Genomic DNA, 21,957 nt, shown 5'->3' on the forward strand with positions numbered 1-21,957 from the left:
TACGTTATTTTTGTAAGACAGCATGCGTTCCAATACCACTGCCGCTTTGCCCTATTGCCGACGTCTGTACCGGCTACTTCAAGCCATGCACCTCGAAGCCATAAATGCGCGCAGCCGTATCGCCTCCTTGGGTTGGTTTATCGACGATCAGCTTCGCATAGCGCGCCTTCGTCAGGCTGATTGCATGCTTGCTGACGCCAAGCGTATTGTCCTTCACCTCGACGGCATCGCTCCAATTTACCCCGTCCAGGCTCAGCTGAATCCGGAATGCGCGCGAGTTGAACGCCTCGCCTTCACCGCCCGCCTGCGCGTGCTTCACGACGAATTCGCTCACTTGGTGGACGGCTCCCAAATCGACCGTCATCCAATGCGGTCCGTCTCCTACCGCGCACCATTTCGTGCGGTCATTGCCGTCGACGGCAAACGGTGGTGCTTCGTTCGAATTGACGAAGCTGCTCGCATCCGTCTTCTTGTTCAGCGCCAAATCGGCGATGCCGCCGGCCGCATCCTTGGTAACGGTAATGAGCTGCTTCGTGAGCGAATCTTCGCCCTCGCTGTTCTTCGCCGTCAACGTCACCTCATATACGCCTTCCTTGTCGTAACGAACTGCCGGATTCCGCTCCGAACTCGATTCCGGTTGGCCGCCCGGGAAGCTCCACAGCCAGCTCTCTGTCACCTCGGACGATTTATCCGTGAACTTCACGGTATCGCCTGGCGCAATCAACGTCTTATCTGCTTCGAAATCGGCGGTAGGCTGCGGGTAACCCGGCCACTCGAAGGAGACTGATGCGCGTTCGCCTTGTTCATAATGACGGTTAATCGGCACGACTTCCAGCGTCGTCGCCGTTTCCTTATCGATGCGCTTCATTTCCGGAACATAAAAAACGTTGTTGGCCGTCGCGCCCGCCAGCTCGCTGACTCCGTCCGGATTCACGCGGTACACTTGATAGTACAGCACCTCTTCCCCCAGCGCTTCCCATTTGAGGCGGGCATCGCCATAGATGCTGTCGCGGAAATCGGCTTCCGTCACTACAAGACCATTCACCGCGCCAAGTTGAGGTGCACTCGCATACGTCTTACGGATGGACAGTTCGCCGATATTCACCTGCAAGCTGTCAATCGGTTCCGGCGAATCGAATTTCAGTGAAATGCCCGCAATGTTGCGGTCCGCATACGTCGCCAGCGTCACGGTCGAACGCACCCACTTGTTCTTGTATACGGTGTCGGTGACGCTCGTTCCGTCCGCCAGTTCGATGGTTGCCGGATCCAGGTACACATATTGCTCTGGCGCATCATCGAAGGATACTCCGATCTGGACTCTGGCATTCTCGTCATTGGCTTTATATGTAGCCGATACGACCGTCGTCGGCTCGACCCGGACGTTCGTCTTGTACAGCTTGACGTGTGTAGCCGAATCCGGCCGGAGGTCACCCGCCACCTTCAACGAGCTGCCGCCGTAGTAAGCGTTCTCATAATCAAAGGACGGCTGCAACGCCTGTCCCGTCCCTTCGGACTCTGCAATCCAGCGCCAAGACGGCAGGATGTCCTGCAGGCTTCGGTTGCTCCAATCCCGGCTGCGGACTACTTCCCCGTTCACGGCGAATAGATGCCCGTTCCCCATATTGAAATGAGTGATGAATTCAGGACCGGTAATGACGCTCTTGTCTACGAAATAGTTGGCCGCTCCACGCCACGTTCTCGGCTTCGTTGCATCCCCGGCTCCCGGACGCGGCGGCGTCGCTGCCGGATTATGCTCATAGCCTGACCAGAACGTCGTCTCTTTTTCCATGTACTCTTCATGGGTCTTCGAGCTGTTCCAAGCCCAATCCGGGCGATAAATGCCCAAGGAAGTCGTTGCCTTACCATCTCCCGGGAACAAAGCAGGCATGTTGAACGTTCCATTGTATCCATTTGCTTCTACATCAATGCCCGCATAGAGGTCGTAAGGACTCCGGTTCAAGCTTTGGGCGACAGAAGGAGAATTTTGGAACGCATAACCGGAATACTGCCAGCGGAAGTCAAGGAACATCGTGTCGGACACGCGCTCGCTGCCGTCTTGGAAAAACATTTTGTTGTTGTCCGTCAGCGCCCCCTGCCAGGATATGGGCCCTCGATTGATCATCGAATCGTACCAAATGATCTCCATGCCCGGTTGCTTGTGCTGCTGCAAATATTTCAAAAACTGCTGCATCAATTGCGCGTCTTGCGGCGTGGCACCTTGCGTTTCTTGGTTGATGAACCAGCCGTCGAAGCCGTAATATGATGCCGCTTCTATTAATTTGTCCGCCGTCGGGAACGAGCCGTCCTCACGCTGCTGCAGCATGTCGCGCAGCCATTGGAGCTTGCCGCCGTGTTCTCTTTGCGGGAAAAATACGGTTCCGTAAACGGGCACGCCATTCTTGTGGGCGGCATCGATCACATCCGCGCTTGGCGGCACGATCAGGCCCTCGCCCGCAGAGCCGCCCCACATGATGAGACTATCCACATACTGCCAATAACCAAATGTAAATGTATTGAATTTTTCAGAGCCTTGCGAAGGCACCCCGCTCGTATTCGGGTACATGGATGCGAGCGCCATCAATTTCGGGTCCTCCAGCGCGTTTGGATTTACTTTATAACCCTTCACACGCTCCTGTACAAGCTTAACGCTGCCCTTGTTGAAGGCGGCATCCCGGTCCGTTGACGGAGACCACTCTAAGAGCGTGTTCGGATACCAATAGGAAGAATGCGGCTGCGCGGCTTCCGCTTGACCGGCAAACCCCATCAAGGAGCCCGCCAGCATCGCCGTGCTGATGAATACGGCAAGGCTGCGTTTCATTCGTTGTTTGGACATAACCGTCGGTTGCAATCGTTTCATTCGATACCTCTTCCTCTCTCCCAAATAATAAATAACCATATCCGGATGCATGAGCCGATTAAAAATGTTAGCGCTTACAATTTGTTATGCAGATTTATTGTATCCCCTATATTATCCAGTGGAAAGGATGGTTTTTCCTATTTTACGAGATATCTTTAATTGATCCACCAAATCTTTAATATTTACCCTGAAAATTGGCTGCGCTCCGCTTTCGTTCAGCCCGAACGGTGCAGATTGAATTGGGAAATGAAGATTCCATTGGAAATAGTACAGTCTTCTCCCCTCAAACAAGCAGTATTCGATGATTCTGCTGGAAACTGTCCAATCAAATCGTCCTTTTTAGTCTTTTAGAGCCAAATTGATCCGGTCCTATTGGATCATTTCCAGTGAAATGACACCCAGTCACGCTTCATGCTAAAAAGCATTGGACGAAATCCAATGGATGCAGCTTGGTATCCTTGCCAAGTCGAATCGATATAGCCGTCATCACACTTATCAACGCTCAATTTTCGAGATATTAGGCAGTAATAATAAAGCAATCATCAGGTATGTCCCTAATTAACCTAACTACACACTGATGTAGTTCATTGCGCTCAGAGTAACTATATGAATGAACTAAAGATAGCTCACATTTCTAGCCAATCACGATACGCTGCCACGTACTTTTCTCCACTCTCCCTCTCGTTCAGAAGGGGCATCTCTCTGTGCTGTCCAGCGTGACGCAAGACGTTAGAAGGGAACTCTCAAATGTATGATTGCAGTTGGAGATGCTCCCTCCCACTATTACATCAACCGTTCAATCACACCATAGAGCGTCTGGACGATGCTGGAATCGTTGTTACTGACTGAAGGGGAGAGTGAACGGAAACGCCGAACGGAGAGTGTAACGCCTCTCCAAAAATTTACTCTGAATGAAACAAGTGGCTCTTAACTGGTTATTTCCGTCATAATTATAGAAGTCAGGTACCCTTCTAGGCGGACACACATATGATATTGCAAGATCGAATCCATATCGAGGAGGACTTAACATGCTTCCTTTATTCTGCATGAGCCCCCCATATGCCCCATATCGCGCAAATGCCCCTGTTCCAAGCACCGAATGCTTAACTAACCCGCTTCAGCCGCCGCTCGATGCTTACGACACCAACCTGAATACGGCCCTCCCGCTCATTGCGAGCTCCATTCAAGGGGAACGCGATGACGAGCTGTTCTATGATGATTTAATCCGGCTCGCCCCTTCCCAGGCGGACAAGGACATTATCGCGTCCATTCGCAACGACGAGCGGAGGCATCGCCAATGGTTCCGCTATATCTACTATTGCTTGACCGGGCAACAAGTCCCTGAAGCCATAGATGAATCCTATCAGCCGACAGCCTCGTATCTCGAAGGGCTGGAAAAGGCTCTCTTCGGTGAGCTCAGCGCAGTTGAAAAATACCGGCGCATTTATTTCACGGTTGGGCCGGAACCGTTCCGCAACATCATTTTTGAAATATTGACTGACGAGTTGAAGCACGCCAGCAAATACAATTTCTTATACGCGAAAAATAAATAGCGCAATCCTTTTAATCTATTCTCTAATCCCCTCTGACCCAACATCGCCGTAACATCTCTGTTTCGTTTATTTTTCACCCGGATGCTTACTTTTGCTCACCCTCCCCATTCGTCAGAATGCTTCTCTTTTTGGCAAAGGGCATCCTTTCAATTCCAATCAACTGTAATTTGTGCAATATATATGCCCCATTTACATGCAACCTATTGCGTTATGGTATAACTACTCCGTTGTGATGTACACCTGTTTAACTACTGTGTTCTGATGCAGCTTATTGCGCTTTGATTTGCTTGACTGTCTGCTGATTCAAGAAATCACATATGGTCGAGATGCATGTGCGAGGACCGAATGTACATTTTGTGCGGCATAACGTTAATGAGCGGCAAGCGGGCCTACTCCCTACTAAACGGCAACCGGACATATCCCCCTACAACAGAACGGCTCCGCATCTTAAAGACGCGGAGCCGTTGCCATTACAGCAATATTAGGTTATAGCTTCTTGATTTCTTCCTTCAAGAGCTCGGACTGCGTACCGAACACCACCTGCACGTTGCCTTTGCCGAGCTTCATAATCCCGGCGGCGCCGAGCGCCTTCAAGCCCGCCTCGTTGACCACGGTGTCGTCCTTCAGCGTCAAGCGCAAGCGCGTAATACATGCTTCGTTCGTAATAATGTTATCTTTGCCGCCGATAAGTCCGACGACTTTTTCCGCCTTCTCACGCAGGCTGGAGTTGGCGTTGACCGTGTTATCCGCGTCTCCTTCTGTCTCCAGCTCATCCTCGCGTCCCGGCGTCTTCAGATTCAGCTTCACAATCAGGAAGCGGAACAAGAAATAGTAAACCACAAAGTAGGCGAGTCCGATTGGAATCAGAAGCAATGGCTTCGTCGCCAATGGGAAGTTCAGCGCATAGTCGATAAAGCCTGCTGAGAACCCAAACCCGTGCTTAATGCCAAGCGTTGCCGTTACGAATCCAGACACCCCCGCCAATATCGCATGGACAACGAACAGTACGGGAGCAACGAACATAAATGCGAATTCGATCGGCTCCGTAATCCCAGTTAGGAACGACGCGATAGCCGTACCGATGAAGATGGAAGCAACCATTTTGCGATTCTCCGGCTTCGCCGCATGAATAATGGCGAGAGCCGCACCTGGTAATGCGAACATCATGATTGGGAAAAACCCAGTCATGAACAACCCTGACGTCGGGTCGCCATGGAAGAATCGGGCAATGTCGCCCTGCCATACTTGTCCGGCAGCGTCGGTAAAGGAGCCGATTTGGAACCATGCAATTGCATTCAACACGTGGTGCAGACCGAATGGAATGAGTAGCCGGTTCGCTACCATGAAGATGCCGGAGCCGACCGCTCCGAGTTCAACAATCCAGTTGCCGAAGGAATCGAGCGCCTGTTGAACCGGTCCCCATACAATCCCGAACGGAATCGCCACTAAAATCATAACCGCTGAGGTGACAATCGGCACAAATCGTTTGCCGCCGAAAAAGCCAAGCCAATCCGGCACTTTAATATCATGATATTTGTTGTACAGGAACGCAGCGATACCACCGGCCAATATACCGCCGATGACGCCCATGTCGAGCTTCATGTCATCCGGAATGAACGCGAACGCTGCCGGAATTTTGGACAATACTTTAAGTAAAATAATATGCGCTATGACGGCCGCCAATACGGCCACCGCGTCTGAAGCAAATCCGATGGCTACCCCGATGGCGAATATAAGAGCCAAGTTATCAAATATAGCGGAGCCGCCTGCATCCAGGAACGGGGCAATATATTGGTTCAGGAACCCGCCGACCGTGTCTCCCATATGGAAGTCTTTCACATAGTCAATTGCACCGAAGCGAAGCAAAATAGCTGCCGCCGGCAACGTTGCAACCGGGAGCATCAATGCCCGACCAATTCTTTGCAAAAAGGCTAGCATGAGTTGTTCTCCTCCTTAATTGGTTAAGTAAAGTATGGATAAAAGGCCAAAGTTTTATTCTTCTGCCTGTCATCACCGCAACAACGCAAAAAGACATGAGCTTGCGATGAGACACCACCCGATATCGCGGATGCTATCCCTTGGCAAGCTCATGCCTAGTCGTACTAGTAACACGCCTGTTATGAAGGTTGTTATAGAGGTTGTTCGAAAAGTCCTCTTTTGAACACGCACTTATAGGTAATAGATAATTACTCGTCTTTGTTAAACAATCGGTACAGATGCATAGCGATGTATGCTGTCTCGTCCTCCGACACTTCCGTCTCTAGCTTCCGTGCCATTAACGCGGCACATTCCTGCGCCACCTCGAACTCATAAGGCACCATGTCCTTCAGCTTGTCCCGGAACGGATTGCGGGAATGCTCCCCTTGGCGGATTCGCTCAATGGCGAAGCGGAGATGCGTAATGAGCCGAAGGTAGTCTATGCTGTCTTTCGGGATGTCGCCCCCTCGTCGTTCTTCGATCAGCGCAACCAGATCCTTTAGTAGATGATTGAACTGGACCATATTCCCGACAGGAACATGTGCGACAGCCGACTGAATGTGTATCGTCAAGAATCCGATTTCATCTTCTGGCACAGTCACACCGAATGTCCGGTCAATAAGCCCGGCCGCCTGAGCAGCAAGCTCATATTCCTTCGGATTCAAGGTGCGAAGCTCCCACAAAAACGGATTTTCAATCGCAATGTCATGGCGCAACCGGTATAGCGCATATTCAATGTGGCTCGGCAATGCGAGGTGAATATGCTCGTTCAAATCCGGCGTAAGCGCTTCAGACACCATGGAAATGATCTGCTCGGATACGGTAATGACTTCCGGATCAATCTGTTCCAAGAGCATCTGATACTGCGACAGATGCTGCTGACTCTCTAAAGCAAATGTCTTCTCAATGCGGGTGTCACTCGGAACAAGCTCTCCTCCAGGTTTAGCTCCGAATCCGAGTCCCTTTCCCATGAGAATGGTTTCTTTGTTCGTCAACACATCGTTCGCCAATACGACATTGTTGCTTAATGACCGTATAATCTCAAAGCGACGCTTGCTTGACAACGTGAATCTCCTTTCTCATGAAATTGCGGAGATAAATCATTGAATGGAAACGTTTTCGCATTAACGCGTTCAACTGTAAAATCATTGTAGTTGAAACCGCAATCATTGTCAACATAAAAAGAGAATTATGTCTAAATTTAGAATAATAATAAACTTTTTGTCAAATTAGTGTCGAACCATCAACGTCAATTGCAGCGCCGAAAAAGGGGTATCCCCTCTCTCGGCCTACATTTATTAACTTATAACGTGTATAAATGTTAAATGGATAGTTCTTGAACCGCCGCTACCCGTTTCACCACCAGGTATTGAATCTCCTCAGCTGTTTCCAGCGCTAGCGCTTCTTCGGCCAATTGTTTCATCTCATCCCGGTTCAAACGGGAGAGCAGCACGCGAACTGACAGCACGGAACTTGCGCTCATGCTGAATTCATCGAGTCCCAGTCCGAGCAGAATCGGCACCGCCTTCAGGTTGCCTGCCATTTCGCCGCACATCCCGGCCCACTTGCCTTCTTGGTGCGCCGCATCGATAACCATGCGAATCAGGCGCAGCACCGCCGGATTAAACGGCTGTGTCAGGTGAGACACCTGCTCGTTCATACGGTCCGCCGCCATCGTATATTGAACGAGATCGTTCGTGCCAATTGAGAAGAAATCAACTTCCTTAGCCAGCTGATCGGCGATAATCGCAGCCGCAGGCACCTCAATCATCATGCCGACTTCCATCCCTTTGTTATAGGCGATGCCTTCCTCATCCAGCTCCGCTTTCGTTTCTGCCAAGATAGCATTCGCTTCGCGCAGCTCGGTTATCGTAGATATCATCGGATACATCAATTTGACGTTGCCGTGCGCGCTAGCACGCAAAATCGCACGCAGTTGCGTCTTGAACAGATCTTTGCGGTCCAAGCAGAGACGAATGGCGCGATAGCCAAGGAACGGGTTCATTTCTTTTGGAAGCTCCAAGTATGGCAATTCTTTGTCGCCGCCGATATCCAGCGTACGGATAACAACAGGCTTATCAGACCCGATCGTTTCGCATACCGTGACATAAGAATTGTATTGCTCTTCTTCCGACGGGAAGCTGTCACGGCCCATGTACAAAAATTCCGTACGGTATAGGCCGACACCTTCCGCCCCATTGTTCCGGGCACCCAACGCATCCTGCGGATTGCCGATGTTCGCCACCAGTTCCACTTCATGGCCATCTGCCGTTACGGAAGGCTTATCCTTGTACAGCTTCATCTCTTCTTGACGCTTCTCGAACTTCTGTTTTTTCTCTCGATACAAGCTCAACGTGTCCTCGTCCGGATTGATCAAGATAATGCCGCTCGATCCATCCAACATGATCATGTCTCCGGTCTCGACGCTTTCCGTTGCATGCTGCAAGCCAACGACCGCCGGAATTTCCATTGAGCGGGCCATAATGGCAGAGTGCGATGTGCGTCCGCCGATGTTGGTCGCGAATCCGGCCACCTTGCTGCGATCCAGCTGCGCCGTATCGGATGGGGTCAAGTCATGTGCGAACAAGACCACCGCCTCATCAAAGTCACTTAGCTGTGCCGACTTCTTGCCAGACAACAAGCCGAGCACACGCTGGCTCACATCGCGGAAGTCTGCCGCGCGCTCACGCATATATTCACTGTCCATGCTCGTAAAGATATCCACAAGCTGCTGCGTCACTTCTTGAAGCGCAAATTCCGCATTCACCGCTTCTTGACGGACCTTCTCCTTCGCCTGACCGACAAATTCTTCATCCTGCAAGACAAGAATATGCGTAGCGAAGATTTCCGCATGATGTTCCCCCAACTTCGCTGCCGTGTTCTCTTTGATCTGCTCCAGCTCGTCCATCGCCTGCTGCACAGCATTCTGAAAACGCTCCACCTCGGCTTCAACGGCGTCCGTTCCAATGTCCTTGCGCTCCACCGCAGTGGCTTGCTCCTGCATGACGAATGCCTTTCCGATAGCGTATCCTGATGCTGCCGCGATTCCTTGAAGTAGCATGACGGTTTCTCCACTCCTTTTGTTGATGCTTATTTCAAATCCACAGTATGCCTGCCAGCCCTTCTTCTGAAGGGCTTTTCTTTATCCGTAATGAATTAGTCGAGAACCGATTCAATAACTGTGCCTACTGCATCGATCGCTTCCGCAGCTTGATCGCCTTCCGCAGATACGGTAATGATGTCCCCTGCCTTCATGCCAAGCGTTAAGACGCCAGTGATGCTTTTCGCGCTAACTTTGCGGCCGTTGAACTCCAACGAGATTTGCGCATTTGCAAATTCCGCCGCTTTTTTCATAATCGCACCTGCCGGACGCGCATGAATCCCTTGCGGGTTTTTGATTGTAAATTGCTTTTCCATTATTCATGACCTCTTTCCATCAAAGTTTACTGGTGTTTTTACTTACGATATGTTTTACGATTCCGTCTTATTTCAGGACAATTTCCATCAGTTCATTCGAATTCGCCGTCACGCTGCCTGTGTTCGCTTTAAGCTCGGCGACAACATCACCGTTGGCCACAATAACAGGTGTGATGACCGGCAGACCCGCTTCTTTAATTTGGGAGATATCGAACTCGATCAGCGTTTGACCCTTTTTCACTTTATCGCCTGTTTTGACATGAGGCTTGAACGGTTTGCCCTGCAGCGATACCGTGTTCACGCCGATATGAATAAGCAATTCAAGTCCAGATTCATGACCGAGCACCAAGGAATGGTACGTATCAATCAGATGGATGACCTGTCCGTCAAAGGGGGCGATAAGCACTCCTTGCTCTGGTTCGATGGCGATGCCGTCACCGATAATTTTTTGTGCGAAAGCCGGGTCAGGAACTTGCTCCAATGCTACCGCTTTACCTGTAATAGGCGCTGTAATGGAGATCGTTTTCTTTTTCTTTCCAAATCCAAACATATAAATTTCCTCCTTGTATGAACCGTTATCCTATGGCAATCCGTTACTGTCAGTGTTCTGTATTTCTGTTCTTCCAGCGGGATAAATCAGCCGACGATCATGTGCAACAAATACGTGTTGCTGTTAAAAAAAAGCAAAAAGGCATGCGCTGAAGCATGCAGTTCACCCAGTGAACAGCCGCTTAGCTCATGCCTAGTCGTACTAGTAACACGCTGACTTGCAGTGTAAAATTCACCACTCATTGTATCATGATGGATATTGTGTGTGCAAGCGAGCCGGGCGATTGGGTAAAATTAGACATATTCGCCATCAGTACATTGGCAAATGAGTTATGCGGTATCCATAAGATGTGCGTTCTGGTTGTAAATCATACCGCCGCATCATGCTCATACCGTCTTATTCTCTCTATACCCGATTCATTCCTGGCTGCACCACATTACACCCAGAGAAAACATTTTATTACATACCATACGTGACACGGAGGAAAGCCGTTGCAGATTCCTTTAATCTAAATAAGTAATACGTTGGTTGGGCCGTTCTACAGGTTGGCGTAGTGGCACAACACTCCCGCTCGATCCAGTTCCTCCGCCATATCAGCAGGGAGAAGCCGGTCCGTGATACATGCCGTCAGCTCATTGACAGGAGCTACGGAGAACAATGAAGCTTTGCCGACCTTCGTATAATCGAACACCGCGATCGTCTGCTGTGCTTGGCGCATCAGCATGCGGGCAGTCTGTGCTTCCAGCTCGGAATACGTCGTAATGCCTTTGGTTGTAGAGAAGCCGTCGATGCCCATGAACAACTTTTCAATATTCAAATGCTCAATCGTGCGCTCTGCGAGCGGTCCGCATAGTTCAAAGCTGTTGCTTCGCATTACGCCGCCAATGACGACAACCTGGATGCCTTCACAATCTGACAGCTCCATCGCAATATTCACCGCATTGGTCACAACGGTAATCCCTTGGCGCTGCTTCAGCAGCTTCGCGATGAGAAACGTCGTCGTTCCGCCGGTCAAGCAAATGCTGTCACCCTCCTCGATAAAGTCAAGGGCGCGTTCTGCGATCGCTTCCTTCTCCAGCCATAGCAGTTGGCGCTTCTCTACGAAAGGAACTTCCCGTACGGAACCAGCACCTTCAAAAATCGCGCCCCCGATCGTGCGAATCAGCTCGCCTTTCCGCTCCAATAAGTCCAAATCCCGGCGAGCGGTCGCTTCCGAGCATTCAAAACGATCGATCATCTCCGCTATCGTAATGCGTCCATTCTGTTTTAACACTTGCAAAATTTGCTGTCGGCGCTGCTCGCCTTTGGATAACGATTCACTCATACGATTCACTCCATCCGTTGCTGGTTGTTGCGTTGCGGGTTGTTACTAGGTAAAAAAGGGCTTAAACCCATGATGAATGCGGTCCAAAAGCGGTATGCCGGCAAAGCAAGAGCTGCTAGCCGGAGACAGAACCTCCGTTAGCAGCGCCAGTTACGAACTTCCTACATGCGATTCACGCAAATAGACACGCTTATTATATAGATACAAATTGGGTCAAGTTCCGTGGATCGTCCGGGTTAAGGCCCCGGTTCACCGCCGTATAATAACCGTTGTATTGAATAAATGGCAAATACAATACCGCACGTGCTTCATCGCAGACATCCGCAGCACCAAGCTCGACCACCTTGTCGGCAAATTGCGTATCTTCACCGGCTTGTGCGGTTACGATGACGACCGTAGCGCCATATTGCTTCATTTCTTGAGCTACCTTCAGCTCATAGGAGCGTGCTTGTTCGGACAGCAGCAACACGATTTGCGTTTCTGGATCGACAATCGACTTCGGTCCGTGGCGGAATTCTAGCGTGCCGTATGCTTCCGTCCACGTATAGGTCATTTCTTTCAGCTTCAAGCACGCTTCCAGCGCAAGACCGTACAACGCGCCCATTCCTAAATAAATCGTTTTATTAAAAGAATTTCCGTTCACCCACGCTTCTGCCGTTTCATCCGACATTGTAACGGACGCAGCGTCGGATTGCAATACAGCTTCCAACTCCTTGTATGCTTTCTCCTGTCCTGCGCCAAGAGCAATCGCCGCCTGCATCATGAAGGTCATGCTGCTGAGCGACTTCGTCATGACCGTGCTCTTCTCCGCACCGCGCGGCGATACAAGACAATCCGTCATATTTGCCATCTTGCTTGACGGATGACAAGTGATGCCGCACGTGGTCCAATGCGGCAGTTCCTTCACTGATTCTAACGCAAGGATGACTTCGTGAGACTCGCCCGAACGCGAAACTCCGACCAAGAGCGTCTTCTTCGATGCCGCCACGGTCTGTTCACGGAACAAGAACAAGTCGGAGGACGGATGCGCCACCGCACTGCGTCCCGTCCATTTCCGATACGTCGCCGCCATCGTCATCGCTTGGTACCAAGAGGAACCGGAGCCGATGAAGACAACTTCCTCATATTTATCGCTTCCTATATATTTCCCGATCCAATCCTGTTGTTGCTGCAATTGTGTCCATGCTTCTTGCAGAGCTGCAGCCTGATCACTAATTTCGCGATACGTATGCGTATTCTGGTTTGACATTCCACAAAATCCTCCTTTATAATCAACTTAATGAAATTATAAGTCATTATTTTGATTGTTTCAATCATAATATGCAGGAGGCTATGCAAATGGGACATCTTATCAGCTCTACATCTATGCTGCAAGCGGCTCGCGAACAAGGCTTTGGCATTACCGCTTTCAACGTTCACACCTTGGAAATGCTGCAGGCAGTCGTTGAAGCCGCAGAAGAAACGCAAACTCCCCTCATTTTGCAAACGACGGTGGGTACGGTGAAGCACTTAGGGCCGGAATACATCGTATCTGCCGCCCAAACCGCAGCCAAGCTCTCTTCGGTTCCTATCGCACTTCATCTAGACCATTGCACTGATTATGATCTCATTGTAAAATGTATCCGCGCTGGCTATACATCCGTCATGATCGATGCGTCGATGCATCCATATGAAGAAAATATTAGCCGCACGAAGGAAGTTGTGAAAGTGGCTACAGCCGCAGGCGTCAACATCGAAGCCGAGCTTGGCAAAGTCGGCGGCGTGGAAGACGATATCGTCGTCGAAGAAGAAGATGCGCGACTTGCCGTTCCTGAAGAATGCGCTGCGTTCGTCGAGGCGACCGGCGTCCCTACGCTTGCTCCAGCAATCGGCACCGCGCACGGTATTTATAAAGGTGAACCGAAAATTGCGTTCGAGCGACTGGAACGAATTTATGCAGATGTGAGCGTTCCACTCGTTCTGCACGGCGGCTCTGGCATTCCGGAAGAACAAGTGAAGCGCTGCGTGAAATATGGCATGGCAAAAATGAACGTTGCCACAGAGCTGCGCATTGCCTTCTCCGATGCGATTAAAGCCGTATTTGCAGGGAATCCTGACGAGAACGATCCACGTAAATATATGGTGCCTGCGAAAGAGGCAGTAAAAGCACTAGCTAAGAGCAAGATGGAAATGGCCGGCTGTATCGGCAAGGCGAACGCGGTTCGCTAACCGCTGCAACAGCCCGCTTCATGTTGGAGGAACGTATATGATTACAACAGTAACCTTGAATGCGGCGATCGATAAGACATACATCATCCCCGGATTCAACCTTAATTCCTTGCACCGGGCGGAGCAAATGAATGCGACTGCCGGAGGCAAAGGCATCAATGTGGCTCGCGTCATCCGCACGCTCGGTGAAGACGTGATCGCAACAGGGTTCGTCGCTGGCTTCAATGGGATGGCGATCTCAGAGAAGCTGCGCCAGGAAGGAATTCCGTCCGATTTCATCACGGTGGAGGGCGAATCGCGCCTCTGCTTGAATGTGATCGACCCGGAAGGAGGCACCCAGACGGAGCTGTTGGAAGCCGGCCCTTCCATTCCGGCAGAAGCGATAGAGTCGATGAAGGAGAGGATAGCGAAGCTCGCTTCGCACTCCTCACATGTCGTCTTCTCCGGCAGTCTGCCCAAAGGATGCCAGCTTGGGCTCTATGCCGAGCTTATCACCATCGCCCGCGGGGCCGGCGCTATCCCGGTGCTGGATACGAGCGGTGAGGCGCTGGTGGAAGGCATTGCTGCACGTCCTTATCTTATCAAGCCGAACGAGCATGAAGTCGTGAAGCTGACGGACGGCAACGCGGAAGAGGAAGACGACATCAAATCCGCTCTGCTCCGGCTAGCGAAGCAGGGCATCGCGAATGTCGTCGTCTCACTCGGTGAGCGCGGGGCGCTGTCCGCTATGGATAAGCAGTTATTCCGCGTGAGCATTCCGCGCATCGACGCCGTCAACGCCGTCGGCAGTGGAGATTCCATGGTCGCCGGTCTGGTCGTCGCGGACAAACGCGCTTTACCGGCGGAAGAACGGCTGAAGCTGGGGGCCGCCTGCGGCACGGCCAATGCGCTCATGCCATCCGCTGGCATGGTGCGACTTGAGGATGTCGAGGCGTTGAAGCAACAAATTCAAGTGGAAACACTTCTATAACAGCAACCCTGCCCTATATATACGGCCGCCCGCATCCTGTATGCCCAGACAGGTGCGGGCGGCCGTTTGATTTCGTTATGTTTGCAGCTCAACGATGCCGTAGGCAACCTCGTAGGTGAGCGGAATGCGCCCATCGGGAAGCCGATAACGGTCGTGGTAGCACTTTACCATTTTCCGATAGAGCGTACGGTTCAACGCGCCGGCGGCAGCACTGCTTGCGACGGCGTTGCCCGCTCCGACGCGGCGGACTTGCTGCAGCATCGCCGGCACATCCGGGAAAGCATAGCGGTAGCTAGCCTCTTCCCATGTGACAGAAGGCGGCAACGCTTTATAGGACGACAGAGCTGCAGGAGCCGCTGAAGATACCGCAGCAGTTATGCATGATAGATTGTCTGTAGGAGCCGCCGTATCAGCAGCCCGTTCGTCGGCCTCAGATACGGCGGCTCCTACAGGCGCGCTCAGCCACCCAAGCCAATCCTCCCGCGCCGGGTATGCCAGTCCGCGTGGAACCGCCGGCAAGCCGAGCGCCGATTCGGCTTCTCCGAAGGACTCGTGCAGCTCGTACAGCGTCCCCGGCATAAACGTAGCGAAGGCCAGCACTCCGCCCGGAGCAAGCAGGCGAAGCAGCCCGCCTACCGTCTCCGCCGGACGGTTGAACCATTGAAAGGCGGCGCTGGAGACGATAAGGTCGTAAGCTTGAGCGCGATCACGGCTTCCCCTCTGTCCGCCCTGCTCCTGCACCCACGCCTCCGCATCGGCGATGACGGGATCGAGGCGCCGTGCGGCTGTACCGAATTGCTCCAGCTTCGTGCAAGCCGCCCTAACCATTTGCGGCGACATATCGACAAGGGTCGCGGATGCCTCTGGAAATAACCGAAGCAGTTCAAGCGTCAGCAGTCCCGTACCGCAGCCGATATCTGCAATCCGGGAGACTGGTCCGGAATAGCTCATCGAAATGCGCTGTGCCAGTTCGTGCGCCATCACGCGCTGCACCTCGGCATAGCTGTCATACTCGTGCGCATGCTTGTCGAAGCGGCGCTGCACAAGCGATTTATTCACGTTCGCGCCCAGAAATGGACGCGGAGTCTCTGTTGAATCCGATGTCGTTGTCATACCACGACGTCAACTCCTTTCGCCAGCGAGCCGGTTGCGTAAGAAACGGCACATGCCCGGCCTGCGGCAGCACCGCAAAGCGGGCAGCGTTCCGCTGTCCGTTCAGCGCCTGTGCCCGCTTCACCGCACCAAGCGGGCACACGGTGTCGTCCGCCCCGTGCAGCCATAGCAGGCGCGGCCCCGCCGGTGCCGCCGTCACCCGCGCCCACGCCGCGGCAAGGTCTGCCTGCTGCAGGTAGGCAAGACCGGCTTCAAGCCCTTCCGGCGTGAATGCATGCACGCCAGACTCAGGCGACGCGGGTTGAGCCGCTGCCATGGGCGCAGGCGCAGAGCACGCCGTTCGCGCACGGTACTGCGCAAGCACCCGCCGCAGCCCGGCGTCATCGCGCTCGGCCGCGGAAGGGAGACATTCCGCGAACGCGCGGAGCGTCTCCTCGGGCGCATGCGCCAAGCGGCGGCGCATGCGCGCTACGACACGGTCGGGCCAACCGGCCTGCCCCGTGTCGTCAATGAAGCGCAGCGTCGTCCCACAGAAGACGATGCTGCGCACAGCTGGCATGGCGGGGGAAGATGGCCCCGCCATCCAGGCGGCAAGCGCCTCGAGGAGCAGCATTCCGCCCATCGACCAGCCGATCGCATGCCACTCCCCTTCCGGCTCCAGCCGGAAGGGCAGGCTCACCGCTTCGCGGAGCTCCTCTATCGTGCGGCAGGAGGCATACGACACATAGCGATGGTCTAATGCGGGCAGCTCAGCGGCTAAATGCCGCCACGTCTCGGGTGACATCCCCCAGCCGTGCACCCATAACAGCTTCGGGCGCTTCGCCTTCGCAGCGGAAGCGTCTCCGCCTCCATTCGCTGCCGTTGTACCGTTCATCCCTATCTGTTTGGACATCATTTTCATATCTTCCTATCTCCATCATTAACAACCTCGCGTCATACTTACTATCATCCATGGCTGCTCTATCTTCTTCCATTTCCGACTGCCTATTATCGTAAATGCGGCACCAGCGAAGCTGGCATGTCTGTCTCTACACTAAGAAGCGTTGAGCCTAGATATTTCGCGCCAAGCGTGCGACCGTATCCGCCACCCACAGCAAATCCTCGTCGCGATGCATCGGCGTCGGCGCAAAACGGATGCGCGCCGATCCTTCCGGCACCGTCGGCGGCCGAATCGCTACACCCGCGATGCCCGTCTCTGCCAGAGCGGCGCTCATCGCAACCGCGAGCTCATCCGTGCCTAGCATGATCGGCACGATATGGCTCGCGCCCTCGCCGATGTCCAGTCCGCCGGCACGCAGCCGCGCGCGGAACAGCGCCGCCTTGCGCATGAGCTCGGACCGCGCTTCATCTGCAGCGCGCACCTCGCTGAGCCGGGCACGAATGAGGGCTGCCATAAGCGGCGGCAGCCCGGTATTATATATGAACGTGCGCGCCCGATTCACCAAATAGCGGATGACGATGTCATCCGCTGCAATATAGGCCCCGACGGCTCCAAACGCCTTCCCGTACGTGCCCATAATAACGTCCACGCGCTCATGCAAGCCAAGCTCATGGCACATCCCGCGCCCTTCCGGCCCATACACGCCGCCGCTGTGAGCCTCATCGACCATCAGCATGGCATCATAGCGCTCCTTCAGCGTCACCAGATCAGTCAGCGGCGCCTCCGTTCCATCCATGCTGAATACGGAATCAGTGACGATGAGCTTTCGCGGCGCCCGTCCCGCTCCACTGGTTACGCCGACGCTCCACTTCTTCAGTTGATCCTCCAGGCGGTTCAAATCCCGATGCGGGTAGCGCACATGATGCGCGCGGCTCAACACGATGCCGTCGACGATGCTCGCATGATTCAGGCGATCGCTAAAGACGGCGTCTTGACGGCCCACAAGCGCGGAAATGACACCCGCATTTGCCATATAGCCGCTCGTAAAGACAAGGCACGCTTCCCTTTGCTTGAATTCCGCCATCTCCCGCTCCAGCGTGGCATGGTGCGGATCGTGACCAACGATGAGCCGTGAAGCTCCAGAACCTATTCGAACTCCAGGTTCACCCATTGATTCTGTCTCCGTGCGTAATGCCTCCCACCCCTGTTCAGTAATCCAAGGAGCGAGACCTAAATAATGATTGGACGCCAAATTCAAGAGCCGTCTGCCGTCGCGCTCGATCCATCCGTTCTCCAGCCAGATGGCGGTCGACAAGCGGCGCAGCCGCCCCATTCGCTCCCTCTCATCCAATTCCTCTTTCATCCACGCCCATCGTTCCGAATTATTGATAACGCTATTTACAGCGCACATTGTTCAATCTCAAATCCTAAATCCTCGATCATTTTATGATCCGCCGTCGCTTCCTGCCCTTCGGTCGTCAAGTAGTCCCCGACGAACACCGAATTCGCCGCATAAAGCGCAAGCGGCTGCAGCATGCCCAGATTCACTTCACGTCCGCCGGATGCGCGAATCTCCTTCGACGGGCAGATGAAGCGGAACATCGCAATTGCTTTCAAGCAGCGGCGCGGGTCCAAATCGTTCAAATGCGCAAGCGGCGTCCCCGGAATCGAATTCAAAAAGTTAATAGGAATCGAGTCCGCGTCCAGCTCATGCAAGGAGAACGCGACATCGACGAGCTGTTCGTCCGTCTCGCCCATCCCCATTATGACGCCAGAGCACGGCGACATCCCGGCATGCTTCGCCGTCTCCACCGTATGTACGCGGTCCGCATACGTATGCGTGGACGTAATATGAGAATAATGGCCTTCGCTCGTATTAAGATTGTGGTTGTAGCGGTCAACACCGGCCTGCTTCAACCGATTCGCTTGCTCCTGCGACAGGATGCCCAAGCAGGCGCAGATCTTCATTGGCATCGTCGATTTAATCTCCTCCACTGCAGCCACGACCTGATCCAGCTCACGTGACGTCGGTCCGCGCCCACTGGCAACGATGCAATACGTACCCGCCTGCATCTCCATCGCTTTCTTCGCACCATCCACAAGGATATCCTTCTCAAGCAGTGTGTACTTCTCAATTGGAGCGTCGGATACGCTGGACTGCGAGCAATATCCACAGTCCTCAGGACAGTATCCGCTCTTTGCGTTAATAATCAGGTTCAACTTCACCTTATTGCCAAAATAGTGCCGGCGCACGCGGTACGCCGCGTCCATAATCGCGAGCAGCTCATCATCATCTGCGCGCAGCACACTCAGAGCCTCTTCCCGGGTGAGAGCCTCTCCCTGAATCGCCTTTCTGGCCAAATTACGCCAATCTGTCTCCACTATTATCATTGTGTCGCTCATCCTCATCGCTCCTTCTTCTCATCTTTATTCGCGTTCATGCAGCCATTGCGTAAACCGGGTCATCCTAGTAAACGAAGCTAGCCACTGTTCCTGCCACATCGCCCATGCTGACGATTCGGTCGCCCGGGCGCGATCTGGCTGCGGAAGCCAAGGCACATGTCCCAGTACAGGAACATCCGCCATCGTCTCAATCATGCGGGCGTTCTCCTCTGCTTCCTTCACTTCTGCCATCGTCGGAGGACCACTAAACGCTATGGCGATGTCTGTATTTCCCCGTTCGCGTGCGTAATGCACCGCCGTAACCGTATGACTAACCGTCCCCAGACCCGGCGAAGATACGATCAACAGTGGCACCCTGAGTTCATGTGCCATATCCGCCATCGTATGCCGCTGCGAGAATGGTACGGCGATTCCCCCTGCGCCCTCAATCAACAGAAATGCCTGTTGTTCCAACCGCTTACGCCCTTCCTCCAGCAAAGCCGTAAACGAAAATGCAATATCTGCACGTTCAAATGCCATCCAGGGCGCCAGCGGATCGCGCAGCGTCCAAGTCGCCAGCATTTCCTCGGGGAGCTCGGTCATCCCGCTTCCCATTCGCAAGCGATAACTGTCCGCTTCCGGGTCTCCCATAATCACACCGCTTTGCACCGGCTTCCATAGCTGTAGCTTCCGCTTCCGAATTTGATGTAAATAAGCCGCAATCCCCGCAGTGACAACTGTCTTGCCAACGCCCGTTCCCGTTGAGGAAACGAACAATCCTTTGCTATCCCCTGACCCTCGTTGCATTTGCGGTTTCATGTTGGGCACCTCTTCTTTGTAAACCTATGTATAGAAATATAGAGTTGACATTACATTCATCCATTTTACCGGAATGGCGGAATCAGCACAAGAGTTTGTTAACCAAATTAATACATGAAAGGTAAACATACATGAACTGCCTCTACATAAAATCCACACACATCTTTGGTACGCTGTTCTTCCAGCGATTCTTTAGCCCGCTTCCCTATACTGCAGCTGTTGGATGTTGGATCATACCTTTTTCGACCCTTGATAGGTTTGCGATATAACGAAAATGCCCTCATGTACTAAAATGTCAAATGTCTATCATCAAGGAGGAACCAAATATGCGTCATTTTCAACCATCTCATCGTCTCCGCCCGCTTCTAACAATCTCGGTTGCAACCGTGCTGCTCTTGGCCTTATTGTCAGGCTGTTCCCGGCAGCCAGACGGAGCGGAGACGCGGTTCAACGCTTCGTCTGACGCGGGCGCGGCAGAGAATAACAGTACGCCGTCCGGCTCGAACGATCAGGAGCAATCAGCCCTACCCGCCAGCACCGCAGATGACTTCGGTGTTTTTGAATTGACCTCAATTCGCCCGCAGCCAGGAAATAAACCGATCACACTGACAATACAACAGGCGCGGCACAATTTCGGAGACGGACGCGAAGCAGACATTTGGGGCTATAACGGACAAGTTCCCGGGCCGCCGCTCGTATTTGCGGAGGGGGATCGCGTCACCGTGGACGTAAACAATCAGTTGGATGTCGGTACCAACATCCACTGGCACGGCTTGAAGGTTCCGATTCGGCAGGACGGTCCCGGCATCGACATGCAGCCCGGCAACCGGCATGAGTATGAGTTCACAATCCGGCAGACCGGAACATACTGGTATCACTCGCACTACCGTCCGGTCGAAGAACAGGTCGAGCAAGGTTTGTACGCTCCTCTCGTTATTAAGACAGCGGCAGATCTGAAGTATGACCGTGATATCGTGCTTGTATTGGATGATTGGATGTTAGAAGAGAGACAAGCTTCGGGGAAGATGAAGATCGATGAATTCGACACGATAAATGGCAAGACCGGCTCTGCCATTCCTGCGTTAACCTTAAAGGAAGGGGAGCTCGTGAAGCTGCGGTTCGTCAATGCTTCAACCGTCAACTCGCAGAAGCTGAACCTGCCGGGACATACATTTCGTGTGACTCATTTGGACGGAGCGGCGCTGGCGGAGCCGTTTGAATCCGATACGATCCTTATCAGTCCCGGAGAACGTGTCGACGCCGAGCTGCTGGGCAGCTATAGCGCTGGCAGCTTCGAGCTGACCAACGGCCGGGGCCGCGGCATGCGTCTGCCGATCATATATAACGGACAACGGAACGAAGTAACAGCATCACCGTTCCTTGCACCTGCGCCCCGTCCGCTGCTGACGGAAGCGCCTCAGTCGCCTGACTTTACGGTACGCCTGAATTCGGGCATGATGAGCGGCAATCTAGAAAGCGACGGGAAGATGAATCAAGGTATGACGAATGGAGGAGCGATGAGGGGAGGCATGATGAACCATCGCATGTCGTGGCTGATTAACGGGCAAGCCTTTCCCGATACAGAGCCCCTTCGCATCGAGACTGGCCGCACTTATACAATGCGAATCTATAACGATGACCATCATATGGCGCATCCCATGCATCTGCATGGCACACACTTTCAAGTGCTCTCCTTCAACGGCGAAGCGCCGGCGCGGGAGTTGTTCAAGGATACCGTCAATGTCCCTCTGGCCGAGTATGTAGACATTGCATTCCGCTTCGATGAAGCAGGAGAATGGATGTTTCACTGCCATATTTTGAATCACGAGGACGGCGGCATGATGACATCCGTCATCGCCGAGTAAAACGGATTGGGCCCGCACAACTTTAACTTGATTCAAAAAAGG

General features: G+C 53.1%; 17 protein-coding genes. 4 read left to right on the plus strand and 13 right to left on the minus strand.

The features are described from left to right. Positions 1 to 73: 73 nt before the first annotated feature. Positions 74 to 2,857 carry an endo-beta-N-acetylglucosaminidase gene (locus LQV63_RS16410; RefSeq protein WP_233697538.1) on the minus strand — a complete coding sequence of 928 codons (2,784 nt, stop codon included), beginning with the start codon at positions 2,855 to 2,857 and terminating at the stop codon, positions 74 to 76. Between the two features lie 1,028 nt (positions 2,858 to 3,885). Here LQV63_RS16410 and LQV63_RS16415 point away from each other — a divergent pair. Beyond that, the gene (locus LQV63_RS16415; protein ID WP_233697539.1) at positions 3,886 to 4,410 is read left to right on the plus strand and encodes a ferritin-like domain-containing protein; all 525 of its coding nucleotides are present in this window, start codon (positions 3,886 to 3,888) and stop codon (positions 4,408 to 4,410) included. A 486-nt stretch (positions 4,411 to 4,896) separates the two neighbouring features. On the opposite strand, the gene LQV63_RS16420 is transcribed toward LQV63_RS16415, so the two are convergent. From LQV63_RS16420 to LQV63_RS16450, 7 genes are all read right to left on the minus strand, one after another. Then, positions 4,897 to 6,348 carry a PTS transporter subunit EIIC gene (locus LQV63_RS16420; RefSeq protein WP_019421335.1) on the minus strand — a complete coding sequence of 484 codons (1,452 nt, stop codon included), beginning with the start codon at positions 6,346 to 6,348 and terminating at the stop codon, positions 4,897 to 4,899. A 248-nt stretch (positions 6,349 to 6,596) separates the two neighbouring features. Continuing rightward, a complete protein-coding gene (locus LQV63_RS16425; RefSeq protein WP_019421336.1) occupies positions 6,597 to 7,451 on the minus strand; it encodes a PRD domain-containing protein in 855 nt (284 codons plus the stop codon). Positions 7,452 to 7,708: 257 nt separating this feature from the next. Continuing rightward, positions 7,709 to 9,448 carry a phosphoenolpyruvate--protein phosphotransferase gene (gene ptsP, locus LQV63_RS16430; RefSeq protein ID WP_233697540.1) on the minus strand — a complete coding sequence of 580 codons (1,740 nt, stop codon included), beginning with the start codon at positions 9,446 to 9,448 and terminating at the stop codon, positions 7,709 to 7,711. A gap of 95 nt (positions 9,449 to 9,543) precedes the next feature. Beyond that, complete coding sequence (locus LQV63_RS16435) at positions 9,544 to 9,804, minus strand: HPr family phosphocarrier protein (protein ID WP_019421338.1); 261 nt, start codon at positions 9,802 to 9,804, stop codon at positions 9,544 to 9,546. 67 nt (positions 9,805 to 9,871) lie between these two features. Continuing rightward, positions 9,872 to 10,354 (minus strand): PTS sugar transporter subunit IIA, encoded by a 483-nt coding sequence (locus LQV63_RS16440; protein WP_233697541.1) that lies wholly within the window; start codon positions 10,352 to 10,354, stop codon positions 9,872 to 9,874. A gap of 538 nt (positions 10,355 to 10,892) precedes the next feature. Continuing rightward, positions 10,893 to 11,678: a DeoR/GlpR family DNA-binding transcription regulator gene (locus LQV63_RS16445; RefSeq protein WP_233697542.1), complete on the minus strand. Its 786-nt coding sequence runs from the start codon at positions 11,676 to 11,678 to the stop codon at positions 10,893 to 10,895. A gap of 193 nt (positions 11,679 to 11,871) precedes the next feature. Beyond that, positions 11,872 to 12,927, minus strand: a complete 1,056-nt coding sequence (locus LQV63_RS16450) for an SIS domain-containing protein (protein WP_233697543.1) — start codon at positions 12,925 to 12,927, stop codon at positions 11,872 to 11,874. 89 nt (positions 12,928 to 13,016) lie between these two features. On the opposite strand from LQV63_RS16450, the gene LQV63_RS16455 reads away from it, so the two are divergent. Next, positions 13,017 to 13,886, plus strand: a complete 870-nt coding sequence (locus LQV63_RS16455; RefSeq protein ID WP_019421342.1) for a class II fructose-bisphosphate aldolase — start codon at positions 13,017 to 13,019, stop codon at positions 13,884 to 13,886. 37 nt (positions 13,887 to 13,923) lie between these two features. Beyond that, positions 13,924 to 14,856, plus strand: coding sequence for a 1-phosphofructokinase (gene pfkB / locus LQV63_RS16460; RefSeq protein WP_233697544.1), 933 nt, complete (start codon positions 13,924 to 13,926; stop codon positions 14,854 to 14,856). A gap of 75 nt (positions 14,857 to 14,931) precedes the next feature. On the opposite strand, the gene LQV63_RS16465 is transcribed toward pfkB, so the two are convergent. The 5 genes from LQV63_RS16465 to bioD form a co-directional block, all read right to left on the minus strand. After that, entirely contained in the window at positions 14,932 to 15,969 is a 1,038-nt protein-coding gene (locus tag LQV63_RS16465) for a methyltransferase (protein WP_233697545.1), read from the minus strand. Further along, entirely contained in the window at positions 15,908 to 16,864 is a 957-nt protein-coding gene (locus LQV63_RS16470) for an alpha/beta fold hydrolase (RefSeq protein ID WP_233697546.1), read from the minus strand. Before LQV63_RS16470 ends, LQV63_RS16465 begins: the two co-directional genes overlap by 62 nt. Before the next feature lie 154 nt (positions 16,865 to 17,018). Then, positions 17,019 to 18,212 (minus strand): aminotransferase class I/II-fold pyridoxal phosphate-dependent enzyme, encoded by a 1,194-nt coding sequence (locus LQV63_RS16475; RefSeq protein WP_233697547.1) that lies wholly within the window; start codon positions 18,210 to 18,212, stop codon positions 17,019 to 17,021. Positions 18,213 to 18,247: 35 nt separating this feature from the next. Beyond that, the gene (gene bioB / locus LQV63_RS16480; RefSeq protein WP_325175891.1) at positions 18,248 to 19,252 is read right to left on the minus strand and encodes a biotin synthase BioB; all 1,005 of its coding nucleotides are present in this window, start codon (positions 19,250 to 19,252) and stop codon (positions 18,248 to 18,250) included. Positions 19,253 to 19,276: 24 nt separating this feature from the next. Next, positions 19,277 to 20,050 (minus strand): dethiobiotin synthase, encoded by a 774-nt coding sequence (gene bioD / locus LQV63_RS16485; protein WP_233697548.1) that lies wholly within the window; start codon positions 20,048 to 20,050, stop codon positions 19,277 to 19,279. A gap of 326 nt (positions 20,051 to 20,376) precedes the next feature. On the opposite strand from bioD, the gene LQV63_RS16490 reads away from it, so the two are divergent. Next, positions 20,377 to 21,915, plus strand: coding sequence for a multicopper oxidase family protein (locus LQV63_RS16490; RefSeq protein ID WP_233697549.1), 1,539 nt, complete (start codon positions 20,377 to 20,379; stop codon positions 21,913 to 21,915). Positions 21,916 to 21,957: the final 42 nt, after the last annotated feature.

Origin of the sequence: Paenibacillus profundus (assembly GCF_021369635.1) — a bacterium.
Lineage (GTDB): Bacteria > Bacillota > Bacilli > Paenibacillales > Paenibacillaceae > Paenibacillus_B > Paenibacillus_B profundus.

Excerpts from the sequence above, each read along its gene's own strand:
- LQV63_RS16435 (WP_019421338.1), bottom strand. The coding sequence starts at position 9,804 with ATGGAAAAGCAATTTACAATCAAAAACCCGCAAGGGATTCATGCGCGT.
- bioB (WP_325175891.1), bottom strand. The coding sequence starts at position 19,252 with ATGAGCGACACAATGATAATAGTGGAGACAGATTGGCGTAATTTGGCC.
- LQV63_RS16440 (WP_233697541.1), bottom strand. The coding sequence starts at position 10,354 with ATGTTTGGATTTGGAAAGAAAAAGAAAACGATCTCCATTACAGCGCCT.
- ptsP (WP_233697540.1), bottom strand. The coding sequence starts at position 9,448 with ATGCTACTTCAAGGAATCGCGGCAGCATCAGGATACGCTATCGGAAAG.
- LQV63_RS16465 (WP_233697545.1), bottom strand. The coding sequence starts at position 15,969 with ATGACAACGACATCGGATTCAACAGAGACTCCGCGTCCATTTCTGGGC.
- LQV63_RS16490 (WP_233697549.1), top strand. The coding sequence starts at position 20,377 with ATGCGTCATTTTCAACCATCTCATCGTCTCCGCCCGCTTCTAACAATC.
- LQV63_RS16475 (WP_233697547.1), bottom strand. The coding sequence starts at position 18,212 with ATGAAAGAGGAATTGGATGAGAGGGAGCGAATGGGGCGGCTGCGCCGC.
- LQV63_RS16450 (WP_233697543.1), bottom strand. The coding sequence starts at position 12,927 with ATGTCAAACCAGAATACGCATACGTATCGCGAAATTAGTGATCAGGCT.
- LQV63_RS16420 (WP_019421335.1), bottom strand. The coding sequence starts at position 6,348 with ATGCTAGCCTTTTTGCAAAGAATTGGTCGGGCATTGATGCTCCCGGTT.
- bioD (WP_233697548.1), bottom strand. The coding sequence starts at position 20,050 with ATGAAACCGCAAATGCAACGAGGGTCAGGGGATAGCAAAGGATTGTTC.
- LQV63_RS16410 (WP_233697538.1), bottom strand. The coding sequence starts at position 2,857 with ATGAAACGATTGCAACCGACGGTTATGTCCAAACAACGAATGAAACGC.
- pfkB (WP_233697544.1), top strand. The coding sequence starts at position 13,924 with ATGATTACAACAGTAACCTTGAATGCGGCGATCGATAAGACATACATC.
- LQV63_RS16470 (WP_233697546.1), bottom strand. The coding sequence starts at position 16,864 with ATGATGTCCAAACAGATAGGGATGAACGGTACAACGGCAGCGAATGGA.
- LQV63_RS16445 (WP_233697542.1), bottom strand. The coding sequence starts at position 11,678 with ATGAGTGAATCGTTATCCAAAGGCGAGCAGCGCCGACAGCAAATTTTG.
- LQV63_RS16415 (WP_233697539.1), top strand. The coding sequence starts at position 3,886 with ATGCTTCCTTTATTCTGCATGAGCCCCCCATATGCCCCATATCGCGCA.
- LQV63_RS16455 (WP_019421342.1), top strand. The coding sequence starts at position 13,017 with ATGGGACATCTTATCAGCTCTACATCTATGCTGCAAGCGGCTCGCGAA.